Origin of the sequence: Haloflavibacter putidus, assembly GCF_006546625.1 — a bacterium.
GTDB classification, from domain to species: Bacteria; Bacteroidota; Bacteroidia; order Flavobacteriales; family Flavobacteriaceae; genus Mesonia; species Mesonia putida.
Genome location: NZ_VIAR01000003.1, coordinates 281,036 through 300,775 on the forward strand (window position 1 = coordinate 281,036; position 19,740 = coordinate 300,775).

A 19,740-nucleotide genomic window follows, 5' to 3' on the forward strand; every position below is an offset into this window, starting at 1 on the left:
ATTTAAATTTTTTGCAAAAGAAGTAATTAAAATTTATTTGATAAAATATTACGGCAAAAAAAAAGCGGCTTTTAAGCCGCTTTTTTTTAATCGATTTCAAATGCCTTTTTTATCTTATCTACATAATCTAATTTTTCCCAAGTAAACAATTCTACCTCGCGTTTTAATTTCCCGGAATACGGACTTTCAAATATTTTGGTCACTTTTCTTGGCTCTTTGCCCATATGGCCGTAAGCTGCTGTTTCTCTGTAAATTGGGTTGCGCAACTGCAAACGATCTTCTATGGCCGCCGGACGCATGTCAAAAATCTCTTTTACTTTTTTTGCAATTTCGCCATCGCTCATCTGAACTTGTGCGCTATTATAGGTATCTACCAAGATAGAAGTTGGTTGGGCAATTCCAATGGCATAAGAAACTTGCACCAAAACTTCTTTAGCTACTCCCGCTGCTACCAAATTTTTAGCAATGTGTCGCGTGGCATAAGCGGCAGAACGGTCTACTTTGCTGGGATCTTTTCCAGAAAAAGCACCACCGCCGTGTGCTCCTTTTCCGCCATAAGTATCTACAATAATTTTACGACCTGTAAGTCCGGCATCGCCGTGTGGACCGCCAATTACAAATTTTCCTGTAGGATTTATATGGTATTTTATTTCTTCGTTAAACAATTTGTGCACGTATTCTGGCAATTGTTTGGTAACACGCGGTATAAGTATCTCTTTTACGTCTTTTTTAATTTGCTCCAACATTTCTTTTTCGTCTTCGTTAAATGCATCATGTTGGGTGGAAAGCACGATGGCTTCTATGCGTTGTGGCACATTTTCGTCACTATATTCTATGGTAACTTGCGCTTTGGCATCTGGACGTAAATAAGTCATCTTATTGCCTTCTCGTCTAATTTTTGCTAATTCTATTAGTAATTTATGCGAAATATCTAACGCCAACGGCATATAGTTCTCGGTTTCTGTGGTGGCATAACCAAACATCATACCTTGGTCGCCAGCGCCTTGATCTTCTTTTTTCTCGCGGTCTACTCCTTGATTAATATCTGGTGATTGTTCGTGTATTAACGATATTACGCCACAAGAATCGCCACTAAATTTGTATTCTCCTTTGGTGTAGCCAATGTCATTAATTACATCGCGCGCAATTTGTTGTACATCTATATAGGTGTCAGATTTTACCTCTCCTGCCAAAACTACTTGCCCGGTTGTAACCAGGGTTTCGCAAGCAACTTTTGATTTTTCGTCAAAAGCTAAAAAGTTATCTAATAAGGTATCACTAATTTGGTCTGCTATTTTGTCTGGGTGTCCTTCAGAAACACTTTCTGAAGTAAATAAATAAGCCATATATTTTTATTTAAAAGCGGGAAAAGTGGTTGAGAAAGCTGCGCCAAAACACTAAAGAAGAAAACCTGCTTTAGCATTTTTAAAAGGGTTGCAATCAGTCAAATTTTTCCCTATAAATTTTTACGCAAAGTTATAAAATAAGTCCGATACTTGGTTCATTTTAACTAGTTTTTAAACTATGCTTAATCTTGGTTTATTTCCGTAAAGGTAATGGTAGAAATTTTTGTTTTTTGCTTAAAGCGAAATTTCAAAAGCAATACAAATACGCTAAACTCAAATATTCTGCTATTTTTGCGCTATGAAAAAATGGCTTTTTTTAGGCGCAGTCTTTTGTTGTATGCTTGGTTTTTCGCAAGAAGAAAATTCTTTGCACGAGTTTAGCTTAGATTATTTTTACGGAAGCATTTTAGAGCATAACAAAGCTATTGGCCATTTAATTACCAAACACCCCGAAGGCGTTATTTTAAGCTACAACCGTAAAACCTACGGAAAAAATGCTTGGGAAGCTGCTTTTAATTACCCGGATTATGGTGTTTCGGCTATTTTTCAAAATATGAAAAATCCGTATTTGGGCGAAAATATAGGTCTTTATGCACATTACAACTTTTATTTTTTAAACAGAAAATTACAATTTAGGTTGGGGCAGGGTTTGGCTTATGCTACCAATCCGTACGATGCTAAAAATAATTACGAAAATAATGCTTACGGGTCGCATTTTTTGGCTTCTACTTTTGTGGCGCTTAATTATAAACAAGCAAATATCTTTAGAGGGTTGGGCGTACATTTTGGTTTAAGCGTGATACATTATTCTAATGCCAATGTAAAAGCGCCAAATACGAGCACCAATACCTTGGCGGCCAATATTGGTATAAATTACTTGTTGGATGCAGATAAAGAATTGACCTACAAAACTTTTGAAAAACAGAAATTTATAGAGCCAATTCGTTTTAATTTTATTGCACGAGGCGGCATAAATGCCAGCGATGTGATAGGCATGAAAAGTTATCCTTTTTATACCTTTGGGATGTTTGCAGACAAGCGTCTGAGTTTAAAAAGCTCTATCTTGTTGGGTACAGAAGTATTTTTTTCGCCAATGCTTAAAGAGCTTATCCGTTACCGGGGAATAGCCTATCCCGAAGAAAATATAAGCGGTGACGAATCTAGCACGCGGGCAGGGATTTTTGCCGGCTATCAATTGCATTTAGGTAAAAACTCTATTGTTGCCAATGGAGGCTATTACTATTATTATCCGTACGATTTTGAAGGACAAGTTTATTTGCGTGCCGGCATTCAACGTGAAATTTCTAAACATCTTTTTGCAAGTATTTCCGTAAAGGCACACGCAGCAAAGGCTGAAGCGGTAGAATTTACAATTGGGTATAGATTATGAAATATTTTCTAATAATAGTAATGAGTTTTATTTTATCTGCTTGCAGTGCTGATTGGACGCCGGATTGTTTCCGTAAAGAAGGAGAAATTATAAGCAAAGAAATTGCTTTGGTAAATTTTGAAGAAATAGAAGTACACGCCGGGGTAGAACTTTTCTTAAGCAAAGCAAATACGCAAAAAGTAGTTTTGGAAACCGGAGAGAATTTGGCAGAAGACATCACTTTTAAGTTAGTTGGGAATAAATTGGTTATAAAAAACAAGAATACCTGCAACTTTGTGCGCGACTATAAAGTTACCAAAGTATATATAGAAAGTCCTGATTTAAAAGTCATACGAAATGCGAGCAGTTGGACGATAAATAGTTTAAATACGCTGACTTATGATACTTTGCAATTAATTTCTGAAGATGCCAGTTTGGGAGATACCGTAAAAACCGATGGCGATTTTGATTTAGATCTACAATGTAACAGTTTAACTATTGTAAGCAACGGCTTAAGTGATTATTTTTTAGATGGCGAGGTTGCCAATTTTAGCATAAATTTTTACAGTGGCGACGGCAGGCTAGAATCAGAAAATTTGCTTGCAGAAAATATAGAGGTTTACCATCGCGGTTCTAATACTATGGTAATAAATCCGCAGCAATCGCTTATTGGGAAAATAGTGAGCACTGGCAATATTCTTGCTAAAAACGAGCCACCTTTGGTACAAGTAGAAGAATTGTATACCGGAAGATTGCTTTTTGAATAATTTTTAGATCTTGTTTCTAGTTACGGAATAATTTTGGTGAGAATACAATTTTATTAGAATATAACTTTTTCTCTTTTTCTTCAGTATAGCTAATCTTTTCCGTAAAAATTTTTGAAACCTTGGAGGAAATTTAGGAAAAGCTTAGTGGTTTTTCGCCATAAGCGAAAAAATACCTAAGAAAAAGCGTCTTTTCTCTTGGTTCGTTTTCTTTGGACGAGCAAAGAAAAGTGAATAACGTTTCTTAAAACGCAAGATTTCTATTGAGTTATGAATTTTTATTGAAAAAGCTTATGTTGAACCTAGTTTTTTAAAATAGATTACCTTTATTCTATCTTTTTGGTTTAGAATTAGGCTTTTCAATATTTTTTAACTTTCCTGCGTAAGCGTTCTAAACAAATCTTCCAAACTAGTGTGTTTTTGGTGCAATTGGAGAATTTTTAGTCCGTTATCGTGGGCAAAATCAAAAATCGCGGGGCGCATATCTTTGGTGGTATCAAAATAAAGCTCATATCTAAAACCGCCGGTATTTACTACTTTTTCCAATTTTGGAAGTTTTTGTAAGGCTATCATTTCTACTCTAAAATCAAACTCTACCACAACTACTTGCTCTTGACTTTCTGCCAATTGGTTGAGTTGTTTATCTGCAACAATGCTGCCTTTATTTATAATAATAGCTCTATCGCACACGGCTTCTACTTCTTGCATAATATGCGTAGAAAGAAAAACGGTTTTGGTTTGCCCAATTTCTTTAATAAGCTCTCTAATTTCTACCAATTGATTAGGGTCTAAACCGGTGGTAGGCTCGTCTAAGATTAAAACTTCCGGATCGTGCAATAAAGCGCTGGCCAAACCTACACGCTGCCGAAAGCCTTTAGATAATTGCTCTATTTTTTTATTTGCTTCTGGCAATAATCCGGTTTGTTCTATTACTTTTTCTACCTGTTTTTTAGAGACCTTATAGATATTGGCATTAAAATTTAAATATTCGCGTACGTACATTTCTAAGTACAACGGATTGTGCTCTGGTAAATAACCAATTTTTCTTTGCAATGCCAGTTTTTGGGTACTTACCTCCAAATCTTCTACTTTTGCCCAACCTTTGGTGGCTGGTAAATATCCGGTTAAAATTTTCATTAAAGTAGATTTCCCCGCGCCATTAGGGCCTAAAAATCCTACAATTTGACCAGTTTTTACTACAAAAGAAACTTGGTTTAAAGCTTTTTGTTTTCCGTAAAGTTTAGATAAATTATTTACTTCAATACCCATAAACTTAATTTTAGGTAAAAATACGTAATTAGATGTGGCAGACTTTACTTTTAGCATAGAAAACTATAAAAAAGTAACCGCTTTTCTCTAAAAATATAGTTATTTTGTGCTATACTGCCGTAGGAAATAGAGGTAGGTAAAATATATTTTGTGAAAAATTCTATGCAATTAAAATCTTGGTTAACTCAAATGCAATTGGAGCATCCGCTACTAATTGCGGGACCTTGCAGTGCCGAAACAGAAAAGCAGGTTTTAACCATAGCGCATAAACTAAAAAATACACAAGCTACGGTTTTGCGCGCCGGTATTTGGAAACCGCGTACGCGGCCGGGTAATTTTGAAGGCGTTGGTGCTTTGGGGCTAAAATGGCTGCAAAAAGCAAAAAAAGAGACCGGAATGCTTACAACTACAGAGGTTGCCAATCCGGTGCACGTAGATTTGGCACTAAAGCACGATATAGATATTTTATGGATTGGGGCAAGAACTACGGTATCGCCATTTATGGTGCAAGAAATTGCAGAAGCTTTAAATGGTTGTGATAAAATTGTGTTGATTAAAAACCCCGTAAATCCGGATTTGGCACTTTGGTTGGGCGCAGTAGAGCGTTTTTTTGAGCAAGGAATTAAAAAATTGGGTGTAATTCATAGAGGTTTTTCTACTTACGAAAAATCGCAATATCGCAACAATCCGGAGTGGCAAATACCAATAGATTTACAAACCCGTTTTCCGGATTTGCCTTTATTGTTAGATCCGTCGCATATTGCCGGGCGAAGAGATATTATTGGCAATTTATGCCAAACTGCTTTAGATTTAAAGTACGATGGTTTTATGGTAGAAACCCACCACGAGCCGGATAATGCCTGGAGTGATGCCCAGCAACAAATTACGCCGGAGCGTTTGCAAGAAATTATTCAGAATTTAAAAATCCGTAAAGAAACTTCGCATAACGAAGATTTTCAAAAAGAGATTATAAAAATGCGCACCAATATAGATTTGATAGACAATCAACTTATAGAAATGATGGGCAAACGTATGGAAATTGCAGATAAGATTGGCGCTATAAAACGCGATAAAGAAGTGGTGATTTTACAGTCTGAACGCTGGATGTCTATTTTACGGAAAATGATAGCCGAAGGTGCTAAAAACGGTTTGAGCGAAGCTTTTATTTTACGGATTTTTAAAGCTATTCATCAAGAATCTATTCATCATCAAGAGAAAATATTGCATCGGTAGCATTAAAAGTTAATAAAGACGTTTATGAAAGGAATTGTATATAAATCTACCGGCAGTTGGTATGCCGTAAAAGCAGAAAACGGTACTTTTTACGAATGCAGGATAAAAGGTAAATTTAGATTAAAAGGTATAAAAAACACCAATCCGGTAGCAGTGGGAGATAAGGTGGTTTTTGATTTGGAAGATTCTGGGGGAGAGACCATAGGCGTTATAAAGAAACTAGAAGATCGTAAAAATTACATCATTCGTAAGTCTGTCAATCTTTCTAAGCAAACCCATATTATTGGTGCCAATTTAGACAAAGCATTTTTGATTATCACCTTAAACAATCCGCCCACTTTAAGCATTTTTATAGACCGTTTTTTGGTAACCGCAGAAGCCTATCGGGTAGAAACGGTTTTGTTGTTTAATAAAGTAGACGTTTACACGGAAGAAGAAAAAGACGAAATACGCTATCTAATGGCTATTTACAGAGATATTGGTTATACGTGTATTCCTATTTCGGCAAAGACCGGAAAAAATATAGAAAAGATCAAGGAAGAAATGACCGGTAAAACCAGTCTATTTGCAGGTCATAGTGGGGTAGGGAAATCTACTTTAATCAATGCTATAGAGCCAGAACTTGGGTTAAAAACGGCACAAATATCTACGCAACATATGCAAGGCCAGCATACCACTACCTTTGCGCAGATGTTCGATCTAAGTTTTGATGCACGCATTATAGACACGCCGGGCATTAAAGGTTTTGGCGTTGTAGATGTTGCTAAAGAAGAATTAGGCGATTATTTTCCGGAGTTTTTTGCTTTAAAAGGCCGTTGCAAATTTAATAATTGCTTGCATGTAAACGAACCCAAATGTGCGGTAAAAGAAGCCTTAGAAGAAGGCGAGGTAAGTTGGTCTAGATACAAATCGTATTTACAAATTATAGAGGGTGAAGACGAGAATTATAGAGTAGATGTTTATAAAAAAGAATAACTATGAGGGCGGTAATTCAGCGGGTTAAAAAAGCAAATGTTAGTGTAGGTAATGAGTTAAATGCGGTTATGCAACAAGGTTTGCTTATTTTGCTGGGCATAGAAGCAGAAGATACAAAAGAAGATATAGATTGGCTTGTTAGGAAGATATGCAATATGCGTATTTTTTCTGATCAAGACGGTAATATGAATTTATCCCTAAAAGATATAGACGGCGAAGCTATTATTGTTAGTCAATTTACCTTGTACGCTAATACCAAAAAAGGAAACCGACCAAGTTTTATAAAAGCCGCAAAACCAGCTATTGCCAAACCACTTTACGAAAAATTTATACAAGAATTTGAAGAGAAATTAGGTAAACGAGTTGGTACCGGCAAGTTTGGAGCAGATATGCAGATAAATTTGGTAAACGACGGCCCGGTAACTATAATTATAGATTCTAAAGAATAATAAAGAGGTTTCTAAAAAAAATATTATATTTAACATTTTTTTAGGAAATTGATATATGAAAAAACTCCCTATACTATTTATTAGCCTTTTATCTATCTTTCAAATCTACGCGCAAAAAGAGATTGCACCCCTTGAGCAAAGCGATTATCGCGACGCAAATGCGGTAATTAGAAAGTACGAAAAGAAAGTAGAATTTAATAACTTTTCTTCTCTAGATGTAAAAGAGTATAAGCTTACAACTGTTTTAAATGCTAAAGGCAATAAGGCTGCAAGGGCTTATGCTTATTACGATGACGATTTGCGCTTAAAAAATGTAGAAGCTATTATTTATGACGCCAATGGGCAGCGTATAAAAAAGATAAAAGAAAAAGATTTTAAAGACGAGAGCGCAGTAGATGGTTCTACGTTATATTCAGATTCTCGTATAAAATATCTAAATTATAAACCAACGGGTTATCCTTATTCGGTAGCTTTCATTAAAGAGTATAAAACAAAAAACACTTCTTTTGTGCCAGGGCATAGTTTTATACCAGGATACGATATTTACGTGCAAGAGTCGAGTTATAAATTATTATTTGATAAGACTGAAACTACTTTTAATATAAAAGAGAAGAATTTTGAAAATTTTGAAATAGAAAAACAAGAAAATCCTGCTGGTATATTTTATACTTTAAAAGAAGTTGAGCCTATTCCTAACGAGAATCTTAACCTTCCATGGCAGCAAATTTTACCTTGGGTTTCGGCAATGTCGCATAATTTTCATTTATCCGGTTATAAAGGTGAAAATATTTCTAATTGGGAAGGTTTGGGAAAATGGTTTCACGACCAGGTTTTAGAAAACAGGACAGATTTACCTGCCGCTACCATAAAAAAAGTGCAAGCTTTAACCGCAAACGTAGAAGACCCGATAGAAAAAGCCAAAATTGTTTATAATTATGTACAAAATAATACACGCTATATAAGCGTTCAGGTAGGAATTGGCGGATACCAACCAATAGAAGCGAGCGAGGTAGACGAAATGAAATATGGCGATTGTAAAGGGCTTTCCAATTACACCCAAGCTTTGCTAAATGCCGTTGGCGTGCCGGCCTATTACACGCACGTAGAGGCGGGAAAAACAAAAATAGATTTTGAAGAAGACTTTGCAAGTTTGGCTCAAGGCAACCACGTTATTTTGGCCATTCCATACAAAAACGATTATAAATGGATAGATTGCACCAGCCAAACACAACCTTTCGGCTTTTTGGGCGATTTTACAGACGATAGAAGAGTTTTGGTAATGAAACCCGATGGCGGAGAGATTGTAAAAACGCCGGCCTACATAAACGAAGATAATTATCAAAAAACAACCGCTTCAGTCCATTTTACAGAAAACGGTAAGGTAAACATAGAGGGAGAAATTATTACTAAAGGCAATCAATATAATAGTAGGCAATATCTAGAGCATTACTCGCCCAAAGATCTTGAAAAAAGAGACTTTCGATATTGGTCTTCTATAGATAATTTAGAAATAGAAGAACACAGTTTTCACAACGACAAGGAAGCTGTAAGCTTTACGGAAACTTTTAAAATTAGCGGCAATAATTTTGTAACCCAAACCAACAATCATCTGTTTGCGGCCATAAATCCAATTAGTGCCATAACCTACATTCCGCAGCGTTATCGCAATAGGAAAACCCCATTTCATATTTCGCGAGGTTATCTAGACGAAGATAGTATAGAGATTTTTATTCCTAAAAATTATACAATTGCCTCTAAGCCAGAAAATGTTACTATAGAAACAGAATTTGGTAGTTATACCATGTCACTTCAGCAAAAAAAGAACAGCTTAGTATACACAAAAAGAGTTCTAATTAAAGACGGAGTGTATCCCAAAGAAAAATATGCTGCTTATAGAGAGTTTAGAAAAAAAATAAGCAATGCAGAAAATCAAAAATTAGTATTGAAAAAACGCGATTAAAACATGAAAATTAATTTACCTACATATTGTCTAAGTCTAGTATTATTTATTATTGCTAGTTCAAGTATTGTTGCCCAAGAATATGAATTAAGGGAGGTCTCTAAAGGAGAATTGCTTAAAACAAAAAGTGAGATTGATACTGCTGCGGGGGCAGAAGTACTTTATTTAAATAAAAAAGTATATTATGATATTGGTTCCTCTTTTATAAACTTGGTTACCGAAGTTCATAAGCGAATAAAGTTTTACAATACTCGTCCGGAAGATTTAAAATATGCCACACAAAAAATTAATCTATACGTTAAACGCGATAAGGAAAGTGTTTCAAAAATAAGGGCATATACCTATAATTTGGTGGATGGCGAGATAGAAGAAACCAAATTAGATAGAAAACAAATTTTCGAAAAAGAACTTTCAGATCGTTATGAGCAAGTTAGCTTTACCATGCCCAAAGTAAAGAAAGGCTCTGTCATAGATATATATTACAAGATAAGATCTCCTTATTTTTATAATATAGACGAGTTTAAATTTCAGTTTAATATCCCAGCTCAAAAAGTTGTAGCTAAAATTTACACGCCAGAAGGTTTTATTTTTAACCGAATACGTAAAGGCAGCATAAAGCCACGATTTACTTTAGAAAGTACCATAGATCAACGAATGGGCACAAAAGCAGATATTTATAAATATGAAGTAAATAACGTGCCTCCTTTAAAAGAAGAAAAATATGTAGATAATATAGAAAACTATAGAGGCGGGGTTTTATTTGAGTTGGTTTCTGTAAAACAAAGCTATGGTCCCAATAAAAACTACGCCAAAAGCTGGGAAGATGTTGCAAGTACAATAGCTTCTAGTGACGATTACAAAAATGATATTAACAGAACCAACATTTTTGAAGATGATATAGATGCTATAATAAAAAAGTTTCCTTCTGAAGAAAGTGAAAATTCTGAAGACGAAGAAACGCAAGAACCACCTTTAGAATTGGCAAAAGAAATTTTTAGATATGTAAAAAAGAACCTGAAATGGAATGACCAAAAATCTAAATTTTTTAGTAATGGAATTAGAAGAACCTACAAAGAAAAATCCGGAAACTCTGCAGATATAAATTTAACGTTGGTTGCCATGTTGCGTTATGCCGGCTTTAGTTCTAACCCTATAGTAATTAGCACCAGAGATAATCTGAAACCGTTTTTTCCTACTGTAGATAGATTAAATTACGTCATAGCACAAGTAAATCACAACGATAAAGAATATTTCTTAGACGCTACAGACAAATATAGCGAGTTTAATATTTTACCTATTAGAGCTTATAATTGGAATGGCGTATTTGTAGACGCCCCAAATAAACTTTACAAATTAATTAGCCTTAAAACTCCCGAAGCCAGCAAAGAAGTAAATTTAGTAAATGCTACAATTAGTCAAAATGGCGAAATAACTGGGGAAGTTAAAACACAAAAAAGTAACCATTCTGCGTATTTGTATCGAAAAAATTACGCATCACAAGCAAAAGAAGACTTTTTAAGAGATAAAGAAAGTAATTTAGATAATATTTTAATTAGCAACTACGAGGTAGAAAATCTAGATTTAGAGGGGCCAATTGTAGAAAAATATTCATATACATATGAAAATGCCGGAGAAGTTGTAGGAAATAAAATCTTTTTTAAACCTTTTATGTTTTTTACTAATGATGAAAACCCGTTTAAACTAGAAGAACGTAATTTCCCGGTTGATTTTATTTATCCGTTTTCAGATAAATATATAGTTAATATAAAAATACCTGAAGGTTATAAAGTAACCTCAGTGCCAGAGCCTATGAAACTAACCTTTGGAGAAAACATAGGTATGTATCAATATTTACTTTCTAATCGCGGAAAGTTCCTTAGATTAGCAGTAGATTTTGAGATGAACCATAGTATTATTGGCTCCGATAATTATAAGTTCTTAAAACAGTTTTATAATCAAATGATTAAAAAACAACAAGAGCAAATAGTACTAACAAAAACGGAGTAAATGAATTTACAAGACGCACAAAAAGCAGTAGATGCTTGGATAGAAGAACACGGCGTTCGTTATTTTAATGAGCTTACCAATATGGCGCAACTCACAGAAGAAGTAGGAGAAGTAGCTAGAATTATTGCCAGAAGGTACGGCGAGCAAAGCGAAAAAGAGAGCGATAAAAATAAAGACCTTGGCGAAGAATTGGCAGATGTAGTTTTTGTAGTGCTTTGCCTTGCCAACCAAACCGGCATAGATTTACAAAGCGCCTTCGATAAAAAATTAGACCTCAAGACCAAACGCGATCACGAGCGGCATCATCAAAATGAAAAACTACAATAATGAGTGTAAAAGCAAAAGACGTTATTGCAGTAAAAGGTTTTTGGAAATCTGTTGCAGTCCTGGGTATAATCTTTATCATTGGCTATAATTTAATAGATCTGCTGTTTAGTTACGGTTTTAATTGGGATGCTTTTGTAGCAGAAAAACTAACCGGTAAAATGGCTTGGCGCTTTATTGCTGCAAGTTTAGTAGGCGGATTTATTTATGGATTTATCGTAGTATTTCTACAATTTAGAAGCAAATTAAAACAAGAAGAAAAGCAACGATAAATGACGCGGCAACTTTCAGCCTTACAAAGCCAAAACGAATTAGAATGGCAAATAAGTGGTTCTAAAAGCGAGTCTAACCGCTTACTAATTTTACAAGCTTTCTATCCGCAAATTAAAATTGCAAACCTCTCTAACAGCAACGATACACAGGTTCTAAAAAAAGCCTTACAAAATAGTTCTAACATCGCAGATGTAGGGCATGCGGGTACAGCTATGCGTTTTCTAGCCGCTTATTTTGCATCACAAGCTACAGCAGAAGTTTTTTTAACAGGCAGTCAAAGAATGCAAGAACGCCCCATAAAAATTTTGGTAGAAGCTTTACGGAATTTAGGTGCAAAAATAGAATATGCCAAACAAGAAGGTTTTCCGCCTTTGGTAATTAAACCTGCCGCGTTAACCAAAAGTAAAGTAAGTTTGCCTGCAAACATTAGTAGCCAATATATTTCTGCATTATTATTAATTGCGCCACGGCAAAAAAACGGTCTTCAAATTGGGCTAACGCAAACCGTTACCTCGTTGCCATATATAGAAATGACGTTAAATTTGCTACAGCAACTAGGCGCAAAAATCAATTTTCAAAATAATACAATTAGCGTAGATTATTTAAAAGAACCAATTAAAAATAATTTTCAAGTAGAACCAGATTGGAGTTCGGCGTCTTATTTTTATAGTTTGGCGGCTTTAAGCAAAACTGCAAACATTTCTTTGCCGGGGTTTTTAAAAAACAGTCTCCAAGGTGATATGCAAGTTGCAGAAATTTATAAGCAATTAGGCGTAAAAACCAGCTTTACGGAAACGGGAATCCGACTTAAAAAACAAGCTGCGAATAATTATCCTAAAAATTTAGAATTAGATTTAAGCAACACGCCAGATTTGGCACAAACCATTGCGGTTAGCTGTTTAGGTTTAAACATTTCTTGCAATCTTAAAGGCTTACACACGTTAAAAATTAAAGAAACCGACAGACTACAAGCCCTAAAAACCGAATTAGAAAAATTTGGAGCAAAGGTTAATATTACATCCGATTCCTTACAACTTCTGCCTGCAGAAAAATTAGTAGAAAATGTGCAGGTAGAAACCTATCAAGATCATCGTATGGCAATGGCTTTTGCACCTTTGGCAGTAAAAACTTCCATATATATTCAAAATCCTGAAGTGGTAAAAAAATCATTTCCAGATTTCTGGAAGGCACTCGCAGCCGCCGGTATTAGGTAAAAAAATAAGACTTAAAAATCTATTTTTTAAATAATTGGCTATTTACTTGACAACGCCTACTTGGAGGTTGTATATTTGCGCTTCTAAAAATTTTAGTATGGGAATGAAACTTTCACAGTTCAGTTTTGAACTGCCAAAACATTTATTAGCAGAATATCCGTCAGAACATCGGGATGAAGCACGTTTAATGGTGGTAAACCGCGAAAAGCAGACCATCGAGCATAAACTTTTTAAAGATTTGATAGATTATTTTGAACCCGAAGATGTGATGGTTTTAAATAATACGAAAGTTTTTCCGGCAAGGTTGTTTGGTAACAAAGAAAAAACCGGCGCCAGAATAGAGGTGTTTTTGTTAAGAGAACTAAACCCCGAAACCCGTCTATGGGATGTTTTGGTAGATCCTGCCAGAAAAATTAGAATTGGTAATAAACTGTATTTTGGTGAAGACGAAAGTTTGGTAGCAGAGGTTATAGATAATACCACTTCCCGTGGAAGAACTCTGCGCTTTCTATACGATGGGTCTTACGAAGAATTCCGCGAAAAGCTAAATGAACTTGGCGAAACCCCCTTACCCAAATATATAAAACGCGAGGTAGAAACAGACGATGCAGATCGTTACCAAACCATATACGCAAAACAAGAAGGAGCTGTAGCCGCGCCAACTGCCGGTTTGCACTTTTCAAAACATTTATTAAAACGATTGGAGATTAAAGGCGTTCACTTGCCAGAAGTCACTTTGCACGTTGGTTTAGGAACTTTTACCCCGGTAGAAGTAGAAGATTTGTCTAAACATAAGATGGATAGCGAAGAGGCAGAGATAGAACCAGACGCGGTAAAAACCATAAATAATGCAATTAAAGAAAGACGCAGAATTTGTGCGGTAGGTACTACGGTAATGCGTGCTTTAGAAAGCTCGGTTTCTTCAGATTATAAATTAAACGAGTTTAAAGGTTGGACCAATAAATTTATTTTTCCACCCTACGATTTTAGTATCGCTAACTGTATGATAACGAATTTTCATACGCCAAAATCTACTTTGTTAATGATGGTTTCTGCATTTGCAGGCCACGATTTAATGAAAAAAGCTTACGAAGAAGCTATAAAGGCAGAATATAAATTCTACTCGTATGGTGATGCAATGCTGATTATATAGTAATTAGTAATGAGTAGTTAGTATTGAGTTTCATTTATAAAAAAATTGCCTCGTAATTATTTCTCAACTTATTACGAAGGCTAGAAGTTAAAGAAACAAGAAATAGAAATACTATTCTCAAAATAATTCAGTCAAAAAAAGGTTTTCTCTAAAAAGAAAACCTTTTTTGTTAGCTATCTTCTTCTGCCAGTTAAGATTAAGTTTATATCTTTGCAGCGTGAAAAAAGATAAGAAGGATATACGTGCTTTAAGTAAAGAGCAACTACGCGATTTTTTTGTTACTATTGGCGATAAAGCTTTTAGGGGCAACCAGGTGTATGAATGGTTATGGAGCAAAAGCGCTCATAACTTTGAAGATATGACTAATATCTCTAAAGAAACCCGCGCCTTGCTAGAGGAGAATTTTGTTATAAACCACATAAAGGTAGATAACATGCAGCGCAGTAATGACGGCACTATAAAAAATGCCGTAAAACTGCATGACGGTTTTACTGTAGAGTCGGTTTTAATTCCTACTTTTTCTAGAACTACGGCTTGTGTTTCTTCGCAAGTTGGCTGTAGTTTAGATTGTAAGTTTTGTGCTACGGCAAAGTTAAAACGTATGCGAAATTTAAACCCCGATGAAATTTACGATCAAGTGGTTGCAATAGACAGAGAAAGCAGACTGTATAACAATATGCCACTTTCTAATATTGTTTTTATGGGAATGGGCGAGCCGCTTATGAATTATAAAAACGTACTAAAGTCTATTGAAAAGATTACTTCCCCGGAAGGTTTAGGAATGTCGCCAAAACGCATTACGGTTTCTACTTCTGGCGTACCGAAGATGATAAAAAAATTGGCAGACGATGAGGTAAAGTTTAATCTGGCAGTTTCTTTGCATTCTGCGATAGATGAGGTGCGCACATCTATTATGCCGTTTAATGCTACTTTTTCTTTAGAAGATTTAAAAGAATCCTTGGTTTATTGGTACGAAAAGACCAAAAAACGGGTAACCTACGAATATCTAATCTGGAAAGACATTAACGACCGTCAGGAAGATATAGATGCTTTGGTAGATTTCTGTAAGCTAATTCCCTGTAAAGTTAATATTATAGAATACAATCCTATAGATGACGGCGAGTTTCAACAAGCTTCCTCAGAAATAACAGATAGGTATAAAGATGCTTTAGAAAACAACCAAATTACGGTAACCGTAAGAAGATCACGTGGTAAAGACATTGATGCCGCCTGCGGACAATTGGCCAACAAGTCTGCTCAGGATTAATAAGTGTTTTTTCACGGAAGTCTAACCACAGACCAAGACAAATAAAAAAGGGCTGTCTAAATTAAAATTAGACAGCCCTTTTTATTTGCTAAGAAATTAGTTTATAAACTTTATTTCTTAATAATTTTAAAAGATTTTGTTTCTCCTTCAATAGAAACCTGTGTTAAATAAACTCCGGCGTTTAAGCTGCTTAAGTTTAATTGTACATCTGTAGCAGATAATTTTTTACTAATTACTTGCTGTCCTGTAATACTAAAAACAGAAACTTGATTCATCGGAGTTTTTGCCGATAAGTTTAAGTTATGATTAGCATCTACAAAATGCGTAAAGTTAGCAAACTTTTCATTTTCTACAGACATAGAACCTGCTGTAACCATCACATCATCAATCTCTATAGTAAATTGGTCAGAAGTTTCATGATGTCTAAAAGCAACATAAACTACTTGTCCCGCCATAGAGGTAATATCTAAGGTTTTAGTGTAAGGGTTGTCAAGACCTCCGGGACCATTATCTGTTACTATTTCATTAAAACTTATTGGTGCAGCTAAAGCGTCTGCTACAGTATTGTTGGTTGCTACGTATACAGAATAATTTTCATCTGCAAAAGATGCATCAGCAGCCGTAACTACCCATGATAAAGTAATGGTTTCACTACCATCTTCCGCTGTTAAATCAATTACCGGAGAAAAAGCATAGTTGTCTGGTGTAAGTGCACCAACAGCCGAATTCCACGAAGCAGAACGCATTACAGGAGTTCCAACAGGATTACCGCTTGCATCTTGAATTTGTACCGCACTCCAATTAAAAGTGTCACCATCTTCATCAATCAAACTCCAATCAGAAATCTCCCCATCATTAAAATCGTCTGAGAAATAAGTGGTCTGCGCATTCATAGTAAATGCTGCAACAAAAGCAGCAATAGTTAAAGTAATTTTTTTCATAGTTAAGGATTTTTAATTAAGGTTCTAAAGTAAGAATTTAATACTAAAAGCTAAAATAAATGCTGTTAAAATTACTGTATATATACTTGCGGGTTTTAGTATATTTGTGCCTTTATGAAAATAATCTCGCAAATAAAACATCCCATTGCTTACGAGATGGAACTTTTTGAAAAAAAATTCCGTCTTTCTATGTCTTCCAAGGTGGCATTATTAAACCGTATCACCTATTATGTGGTAAACCGCAAGGGCAAGCAAATGCGGCCAATGTTTGTGTTTTTGGTGGCCAAAATGGTTTCCGATGGCGAGGTTAACGATCGTACGTATCGCGGGGCATCTGTTATAGAACTTATTCACACCGCAACCTTAGTGCACGACGATGTGGTGGATGATTCTAACCGTCGTCGCGGATTTTTTTCCATCAACGCCCTTTGGAAAAATAAAATTGCCGTTTTGGTAGGCGATTATCTGCTGTCTAAAGGCTTGTTGCTTTCTATAGATAATAACGATTTTGATTTGCTGAAAATAATTTCGGTAGCCGTGCGCGAAATGAGCGAAGGCGAACTTCTACAAATAGAAAAAGCCAGAAAATTAGATATTACAGAAGAAGTTTATTACGAGATTATTCGGCAAAAAACTGCAACACTTATTGCGGCTTGTTGTAGTTTGGGCGCTGCGGCAGTAAAACCAGACTCTGAGCATGTGGAACGTATGCGCAAATTTGGCGAGTTGATAGGAATGGCTTTCCAGATAAAAGACGATTTGTTTGATTATGGCAACCAAAAAATTGGAAAACCAACCGGTATAGACATCAAAGAACAAAAAATGACCTTGCCCCTTATTTATACGCTTAACAATTCGCCAGAAAAAGACCGGCGTTGGTTAATCAATTCGGTAAAAAACCATAATAAAGACAAAAAACGCGTTAACCAAGTTATTCAATTTGTAAAAGATGCCGGCGGGCTGGATTATGCGGTAACAAAAATGAAAGCTTTTCAGCAAGAAGCTTTTGAAATCATAGAGCATTATCCCGCCTCGCCCTACAAAGATTCTTTAGAGTTAATGATGAATTACGTAATAGACCGTAAGAAGTAAGTTTTTGCATACTATATTGTAGATTTTCGTATTTTCTTTACGGAATAAATTTTTACTACTTTCTTTTTCTTTGCATACCAATCAAAATAGAAATAACATATATTTTCTACTTTTGTAATTCCAAAATTAGCCGGACCAAATGATAAAAAAAGCCACGATAGACCAAGTTTTTGATGCCGCAAGGGTAGAAGAAGTAATTGGCGATTTTGTGCAACTAAAAAAATCTGGTACCAATTATAAAGGCTTGAGTCCGTTTACAGACGAGCGCACGCCAAGTTTTATGGTTTCGCCGGTAAAGCAAATCTGGAAAGATTTCTCAAGTGGAAAAGGTGGTAATGTCGTAGCTTTTTTAATGGAGCACGAACATTTTAACTATCCCGAAGCTATAAAATACCTGGCAAAAAAATACGGAATAGAAATAGAGGAAACCCAGCAAACAGACGAACAAAAACAACAAGCAGACGAGCGCGAAAGTTTATTTTTGGTAAGCGAGTTTGCCAAAGATTACTTTCAAAGAATGTTGCACAAAACAGACGAGGGCAAATCTGTTGGTTTAAGTTATTTTAAAGAGCGCGGTTTTTCTGCGCAAACCATAGAGAAATTTGATTTAGGTTACTCGCCCAACCAATGGGATGCCTTTACTGCAGAGGCTTTAAAAAAAGGTTATAAAGCAGAATTTCTAGAAAAAACCGGCTTAAGCATTTTTAAAGAAGAAAAACAATTTGATCGCTTCCGCGGAAGGGTTATTTTTCCCATTCACTCTATGTCCGGGCGGGCTTTAGGTTTTGGCGGCCGTATTTTAGAAACCAACAAAAAAGCAGCAAAATACCTAAACTCGCCAGAGAGCGATATTTACCATAAAAGCAAGGTACTTTACGGAATTTATTATGCCAAGCAAGCCATTGCCAAAGAAGATAATTGTTATTTGGTAGAAGGTTATACAGATGTTATTCAAATGCACCAAGCCGGAATTGAAAATGTGGTTGCCTCGTCCGGTACGGCTTTAACCCCAGAGCAAATTAGATTGATAAATCGGCTTACAAAAAATATCACCTTGCTTTTTGATGGCGACGAAGCCGGATCACGCGCTTCTTTACGCGGGGTAGATTTGATTTTAGAACAAGGCATGAACGTTAAAATCTGCAATTTCCCGGAAGGCGAAGATCCAGATAGTTTTGCCAAAGCCAATACTACAGAGGACATGCAAGATTACCTGAGAAAAAATGCGATGGATTTTATTCGGTTTAAAGCTTCTTTGTTAATGAAAGAAGCCAAAAAAGACCCGATTAAAAAAGCAGAGGTAATTAGAGATATGGTAAACAGTATTGCAAAAATTCCAGACACCATTAAGCAAGAAATTTACTTAAAAGAATGTACTGCCATAATGGATATTTCTGAACAGGTGCTTTACAGTTCTTTGGCGCAAGTACAGGCAAAACAGAGCGGCAATACCAATTATAAAAACAAACCGCAGCCAAGGCAAGAAATGCACTTGGTAAAACCGGAGCAGCAAAAGCCAAAAGTAGATCAGCAATACCAATTGGAGCGACAAATTATTAGTTTGTTGTTGCGTTACGGAAATATACAAGACGAGTTTGAAGATTTTATTTTAAAAGCCGCAGAAGACGGCGATTTGCAATTGGAAGAAGAAATACAAACGGCTAAAGTATACGAGAAAATATTTCTGGATTTGCAGGAAGATGAAATAGAATTTACCAACACCAATTTTAAAGAACTCTACCAATTAATTATAGAGAAATTTAATCAAAACCAAGAGCTGAATATTAGAGAGTTGGTCAATTCGGTTAAACCGGAATTAGCTTCAGAAATAACTTCTATTATAATGGAAGAAGAACGCGAAAGCTTGCATAAATGGCACGAACAAGATATTTATGTTACAGATAGAAGCGAGCTAGAACCTAGAGAAGTAAACGAAACCATCTTAAATTTACGCCGATTTTTAATTAAAAAGAAAGTAAACGATCTTTTAGAAAGCATAAAAGAAAAACGTACAGAATCTAATACAGATGTAATTCAAGAAACGATGGACTACAAGAGTTTGGAAGTTTTAATTTCGCGCAAATTAAATAGAGTGATCTAAATT

Annotated in this window: 17 protein-coding genes; 14 read left to right on the forward strand and 3 right to left on the reverse strand. The window is 35.5% G+C overall.

Features of this window, described 5'->3' with window-relative positions; translation table 11 throughout:
* Positions 1-86 precede the first annotated feature (86 nt).
* Positions 87-1,346 (reverse strand): methionine adenosyltransferase, encoded by a 1,260-nt coding sequence (gene metK / locus FKR84_RS04845; RefSeq protein WP_141421139.1) that lies wholly within the window; start codon positions 1,344-1,346, stop codon positions 87-89.
* 298 nt (positions 1,347-1,644) lie between these two features.
* On the opposite strand from metK, the gene FKR84_RS04850 reads away from it, so the two are divergent.
* On the forward strand, positions 1,645-2,736 hold the full coding sequence (locus FKR84_RS04850; protein WP_141421141.1) for an acyloxyacyl hydrolase: 1,092 nt from the start codon (positions 1,645-1,647) through the stop codon (positions 2,734-2,736).
* Positions 2,733-3,482: a head GIN domain-containing protein gene (locus tag FKR84_RS04855; RefSeq protein WP_141421143.1), complete on the forward strand. Its 750-nt coding sequence runs from the start codon at positions 2,733-2,735 to the stop codon at positions 3,480-3,482. Before FKR84_RS04850 ends, FKR84_RS04855 begins: the two co-directional genes overlap by 4 nt.
* Positions 3,483-3,848: 366 nt before the next feature.
* Here the strand turns inward: FKR84_RS04855 and gldA are convergent, their stop codons facing one another.
* Positions 3,849-4,748 carry a gliding motility-associated ABC transporter ATP-binding subunit GldA gene (gene gldA / locus FKR84_RS04860; protein WP_141421144.1) on the reverse strand — a complete coding sequence of 300 codons (900 nt, stop codon included), beginning with the start codon at positions 4,746-4,748 and terminating at the stop codon, positions 3,849-3,851.
* 150 nt (positions 4,749-4,898) lie between these two features.
* Between gldA and FKR84_RS04865 the strand changes: the two genes are divergently transcribed.
* The 10 genes from FKR84_RS04865 to rlmN all read left to right on the forward strand — a co-directional run bounded on the left by FKR84_RS04865 (position 4,899) and on the right by rlmN (position 15,603).
* Positions 4,899-5,981, forward strand: coding sequence for a bifunctional 3-deoxy-7-phosphoheptulonate synthase/chorismate mutase type II (locus tag FKR84_RS04865; protein ID WP_141421146.1), 1,083 nt, complete (start codon positions 4,899-4,901; stop codon positions 5,979-5,981).
* Between the two features lie 24 nt (positions 5,982-6,005).
* Positions 6,006-6,956: a ribosome small subunit-dependent GTPase A gene (gene rsgA, locus FKR84_RS04870; RefSeq protein ID WP_141421148.1), complete on the forward strand. Its 951-nt coding sequence runs from the start codon at positions 6,006-6,008 to the stop codon at positions 6,954-6,956.
* 2 nt (positions 6,957-6,958) lie between these two features.
* On the forward strand, positions 6,959-7,405 hold the full coding sequence (gene dtd / locus FKR84_RS04875) for a D-aminoacyl-tRNA deacylase (RefSeq protein ID WP_141421150.1): 447 nt from the start codon (positions 6,959-6,961) through the stop codon (positions 7,403-7,405).
* 55 nt (positions 7,406-7,460) lie between these two features.
* Complete coding sequence (locus FKR84_RS04880) at positions 7,461-9,365, forward strand: DUF3857 domain-containing protein (RefSeq protein WP_141421151.1); 1,905 nt, start codon at positions 7,461-7,463, stop codon at positions 9,363-9,365.
* Between the two features lie 3 nt (positions 9,366-9,368).
* Positions 9,369-11,372, forward strand: coding sequence for a DUF3857 domain-containing protein (locus FKR84_RS04885; RefSeq protein ID WP_141421153.1), 2,004 nt, complete (start codon positions 9,369-9,371; stop codon positions 11,370-11,372).
* Entirely contained in the window at positions 11,373-11,699 is a 327-nt protein-coding gene (locus FKR84_RS04890) for a nucleotide pyrophosphohydrolase (protein WP_141421155.1), read from the forward strand.
* Entirely contained in the window at positions 11,699-11,968 is a 270-nt protein-coding gene (locus tag FKR84_RS04895; RefSeq protein ID WP_141421157.1) for a hypothetical protein, read from the forward strand. The genes FKR84_RS04890 and FKR84_RS04895 overlap by 1 nt, the downstream gene beginning before the upstream one ends.
* Positions 11,969-13,183 (forward strand): 3-phosphoshikimate 1-carboxyvinyltransferase, encoded by a 1,215-nt coding sequence (gene aroA, locus FKR84_RS04900; RefSeq protein WP_141421159.1) that lies wholly within the window; start codon positions 11,969-11,971, stop codon positions 13,181-13,183.
* 103 nt (positions 13,184-13,286) lie between these two features.
* A complete protein-coding gene (gene queA, locus FKR84_RS04905) occupies positions 13,287-14,336 on the forward strand; it encodes a tRNA preQ1(34) S-adenosylmethionine ribosyltransferase-isomerase QueA (protein WP_141421213.1) in 1,050 nt (349 codons plus the stop codon).
* A gap of 217 nt (positions 14,337-14,553) precedes the next feature.
* Positions 14,554-15,603, forward strand: a complete 1,050-nt coding sequence (gene rlmN, locus FKR84_RS04910) for a 23S rRNA (adenine(2503)-C(2))-methyltransferase RlmN (RefSeq protein ID WP_141421161.1) — start codon at positions 14,554-14,556, stop codon at positions 15,601-15,603.
* A gap of 110 nt (positions 15,604-15,713) precedes the next feature.
* Here rlmN and FKR84_RS04915 read toward each other — a convergent pair whose 3' ends face one another.
* Positions 15,714-16,544: a T9SS-dependent choice-of-anchor J family protein gene (locus FKR84_RS04915; RefSeq protein WP_141421163.1), complete on the reverse strand. Its 831-nt coding sequence runs from the start codon at positions 16,542-16,544 to the stop codon at positions 15,714-15,716.
* Between the two features lie 114 nt (positions 16,545-16,658).
* Here FKR84_RS04915 and FKR84_RS04920 point away from each other — a divergent pair, with 114 nt between their 5' ends.
* Both FKR84_RS04920 and dnaG read left to right on the forward strand, forming a co-directional pair.
* Positions 16,659-17,636: a polyprenyl synthetase family protein gene (locus tag FKR84_RS04920; protein ID WP_141421164.1), complete on the forward strand. Its 978-nt coding sequence runs from the start codon at positions 16,659-16,661 to the stop codon at positions 17,634-17,636.
* A gap of 139 nt (positions 17,637-17,775) precedes the next feature.
* Positions 17,776-19,737 carry a DNA primase gene (gene dnaG / locus FKR84_RS04925; RefSeq protein ID WP_141421166.1) on the forward strand — a complete coding sequence of 654 codons (1,962 nt, stop codon included), beginning with the start codon at positions 17,776-17,778 and terminating at the stop codon, positions 19,735-19,737.
* Positions 19,738-19,740 lie beyond the last annotated feature (3 nt).

What these genes read in the sequence shown, in the direction of transcription:
- FKR84_RS04915 (WP_141421163.1), bottom strand. Translation starts at nt 16,544, where the DNA reads ATGAAAAAAATTACTTTAACTATTGCTGCTTTTGTTGCAGCATTTACT.
- FKR84_RS04880 (WP_141421151.1), top strand. Translation starts at nt 7,461, where the DNA reads ATGAAAAAACTCCCTATACTATTTATTAGCCTTTTATCTATCTTTCAA.
- FKR84_RS04920 (WP_141421164.1), top strand. Translation starts at nt 16,659, where the DNA reads ATGAAAATAATCTCGCAAATAAAACATCCCATTGCTTACGAGATGGAA.
- queA (WP_141421213.1), top strand. Translation starts at nt 13,287, where the DNA reads ATGAAACTTTCACAGTTCAGTTTTGAACTGCCAAAACATTTATTAGCA.
- metK (WP_141421139.1), bottom strand. Translation starts at nt 1,346, where the DNA reads ATGGCTTATTTATTTACTTCAGAAAGTGTTTCTGAAGGACACCCAGAC.
- aroA (WP_141421159.1), top strand. Translation starts at nt 11,969, where the DNA reads ATGACGCGGCAACTTTCAGCCTTACAAAGCCAAAACGAATTAGAATGG.
- FKR84_RS04885 (WP_141421153.1), top strand. Translation starts at nt 9,369, where the DNA reads ATGAAAATTAATTTACCTACATATTGTCTAAGTCTAGTATTATTTATT.
- dtd (WP_141421150.1), top strand. Translation starts at nt 6,959, where the DNA reads ATGAGGGCGGTAATTCAGCGGGTTAAAAAAGCAAATGTTAGTGTAGGT.
- FKR84_RS04890 (WP_141421155.1), top strand. Translation starts at nt 11,373, where the DNA reads ATGAATTTACAAGACGCACAAAAAGCAGTAGATGCTTGGATAGAAGAA.
- gldA (WP_141421144.1), bottom strand. Translation starts at nt 4,748, where the DNA reads ATGGGTATTGAAGTAAATAATTTATCTAAACTTTACGGAAAACAAAAA.
- dnaG (WP_141421166.1), top strand. Translation starts at nt 17,776, where the DNA reads ATGATAAAAAAAGCCACGATAGACCAAGTTTTTGATGCCGCAAGGGTA.
- rsgA (WP_141421148.1), top strand. Translation starts at nt 6,006, where the DNA reads ATGAAAGGAATTGTATATAAATCTACCGGCAGTTGGTATGCCGTAAAA.
- FKR84_RS04895 (WP_141421157.1), top strand. Translation starts at nt 11,699, where the DNA reads ATGAGTGTAAAAGCAAAAGACGTTATTGCAGTAAAAGGTTTTTGGAAA.
- FKR84_RS04855 (WP_141421143.1), top strand. Translation starts at nt 2,733, where the DNA reads ATGAAATATTTTCTAATAATAGTAATGAGTTTTATTTTATCTGCTTGC.
- FKR84_RS04850 (WP_141421141.1), top strand. Translation starts at nt 1,645, where the DNA reads ATGAAAAAATGGCTTTTTTTAGGCGCAGTCTTTTGTTGTATGCTTGGT.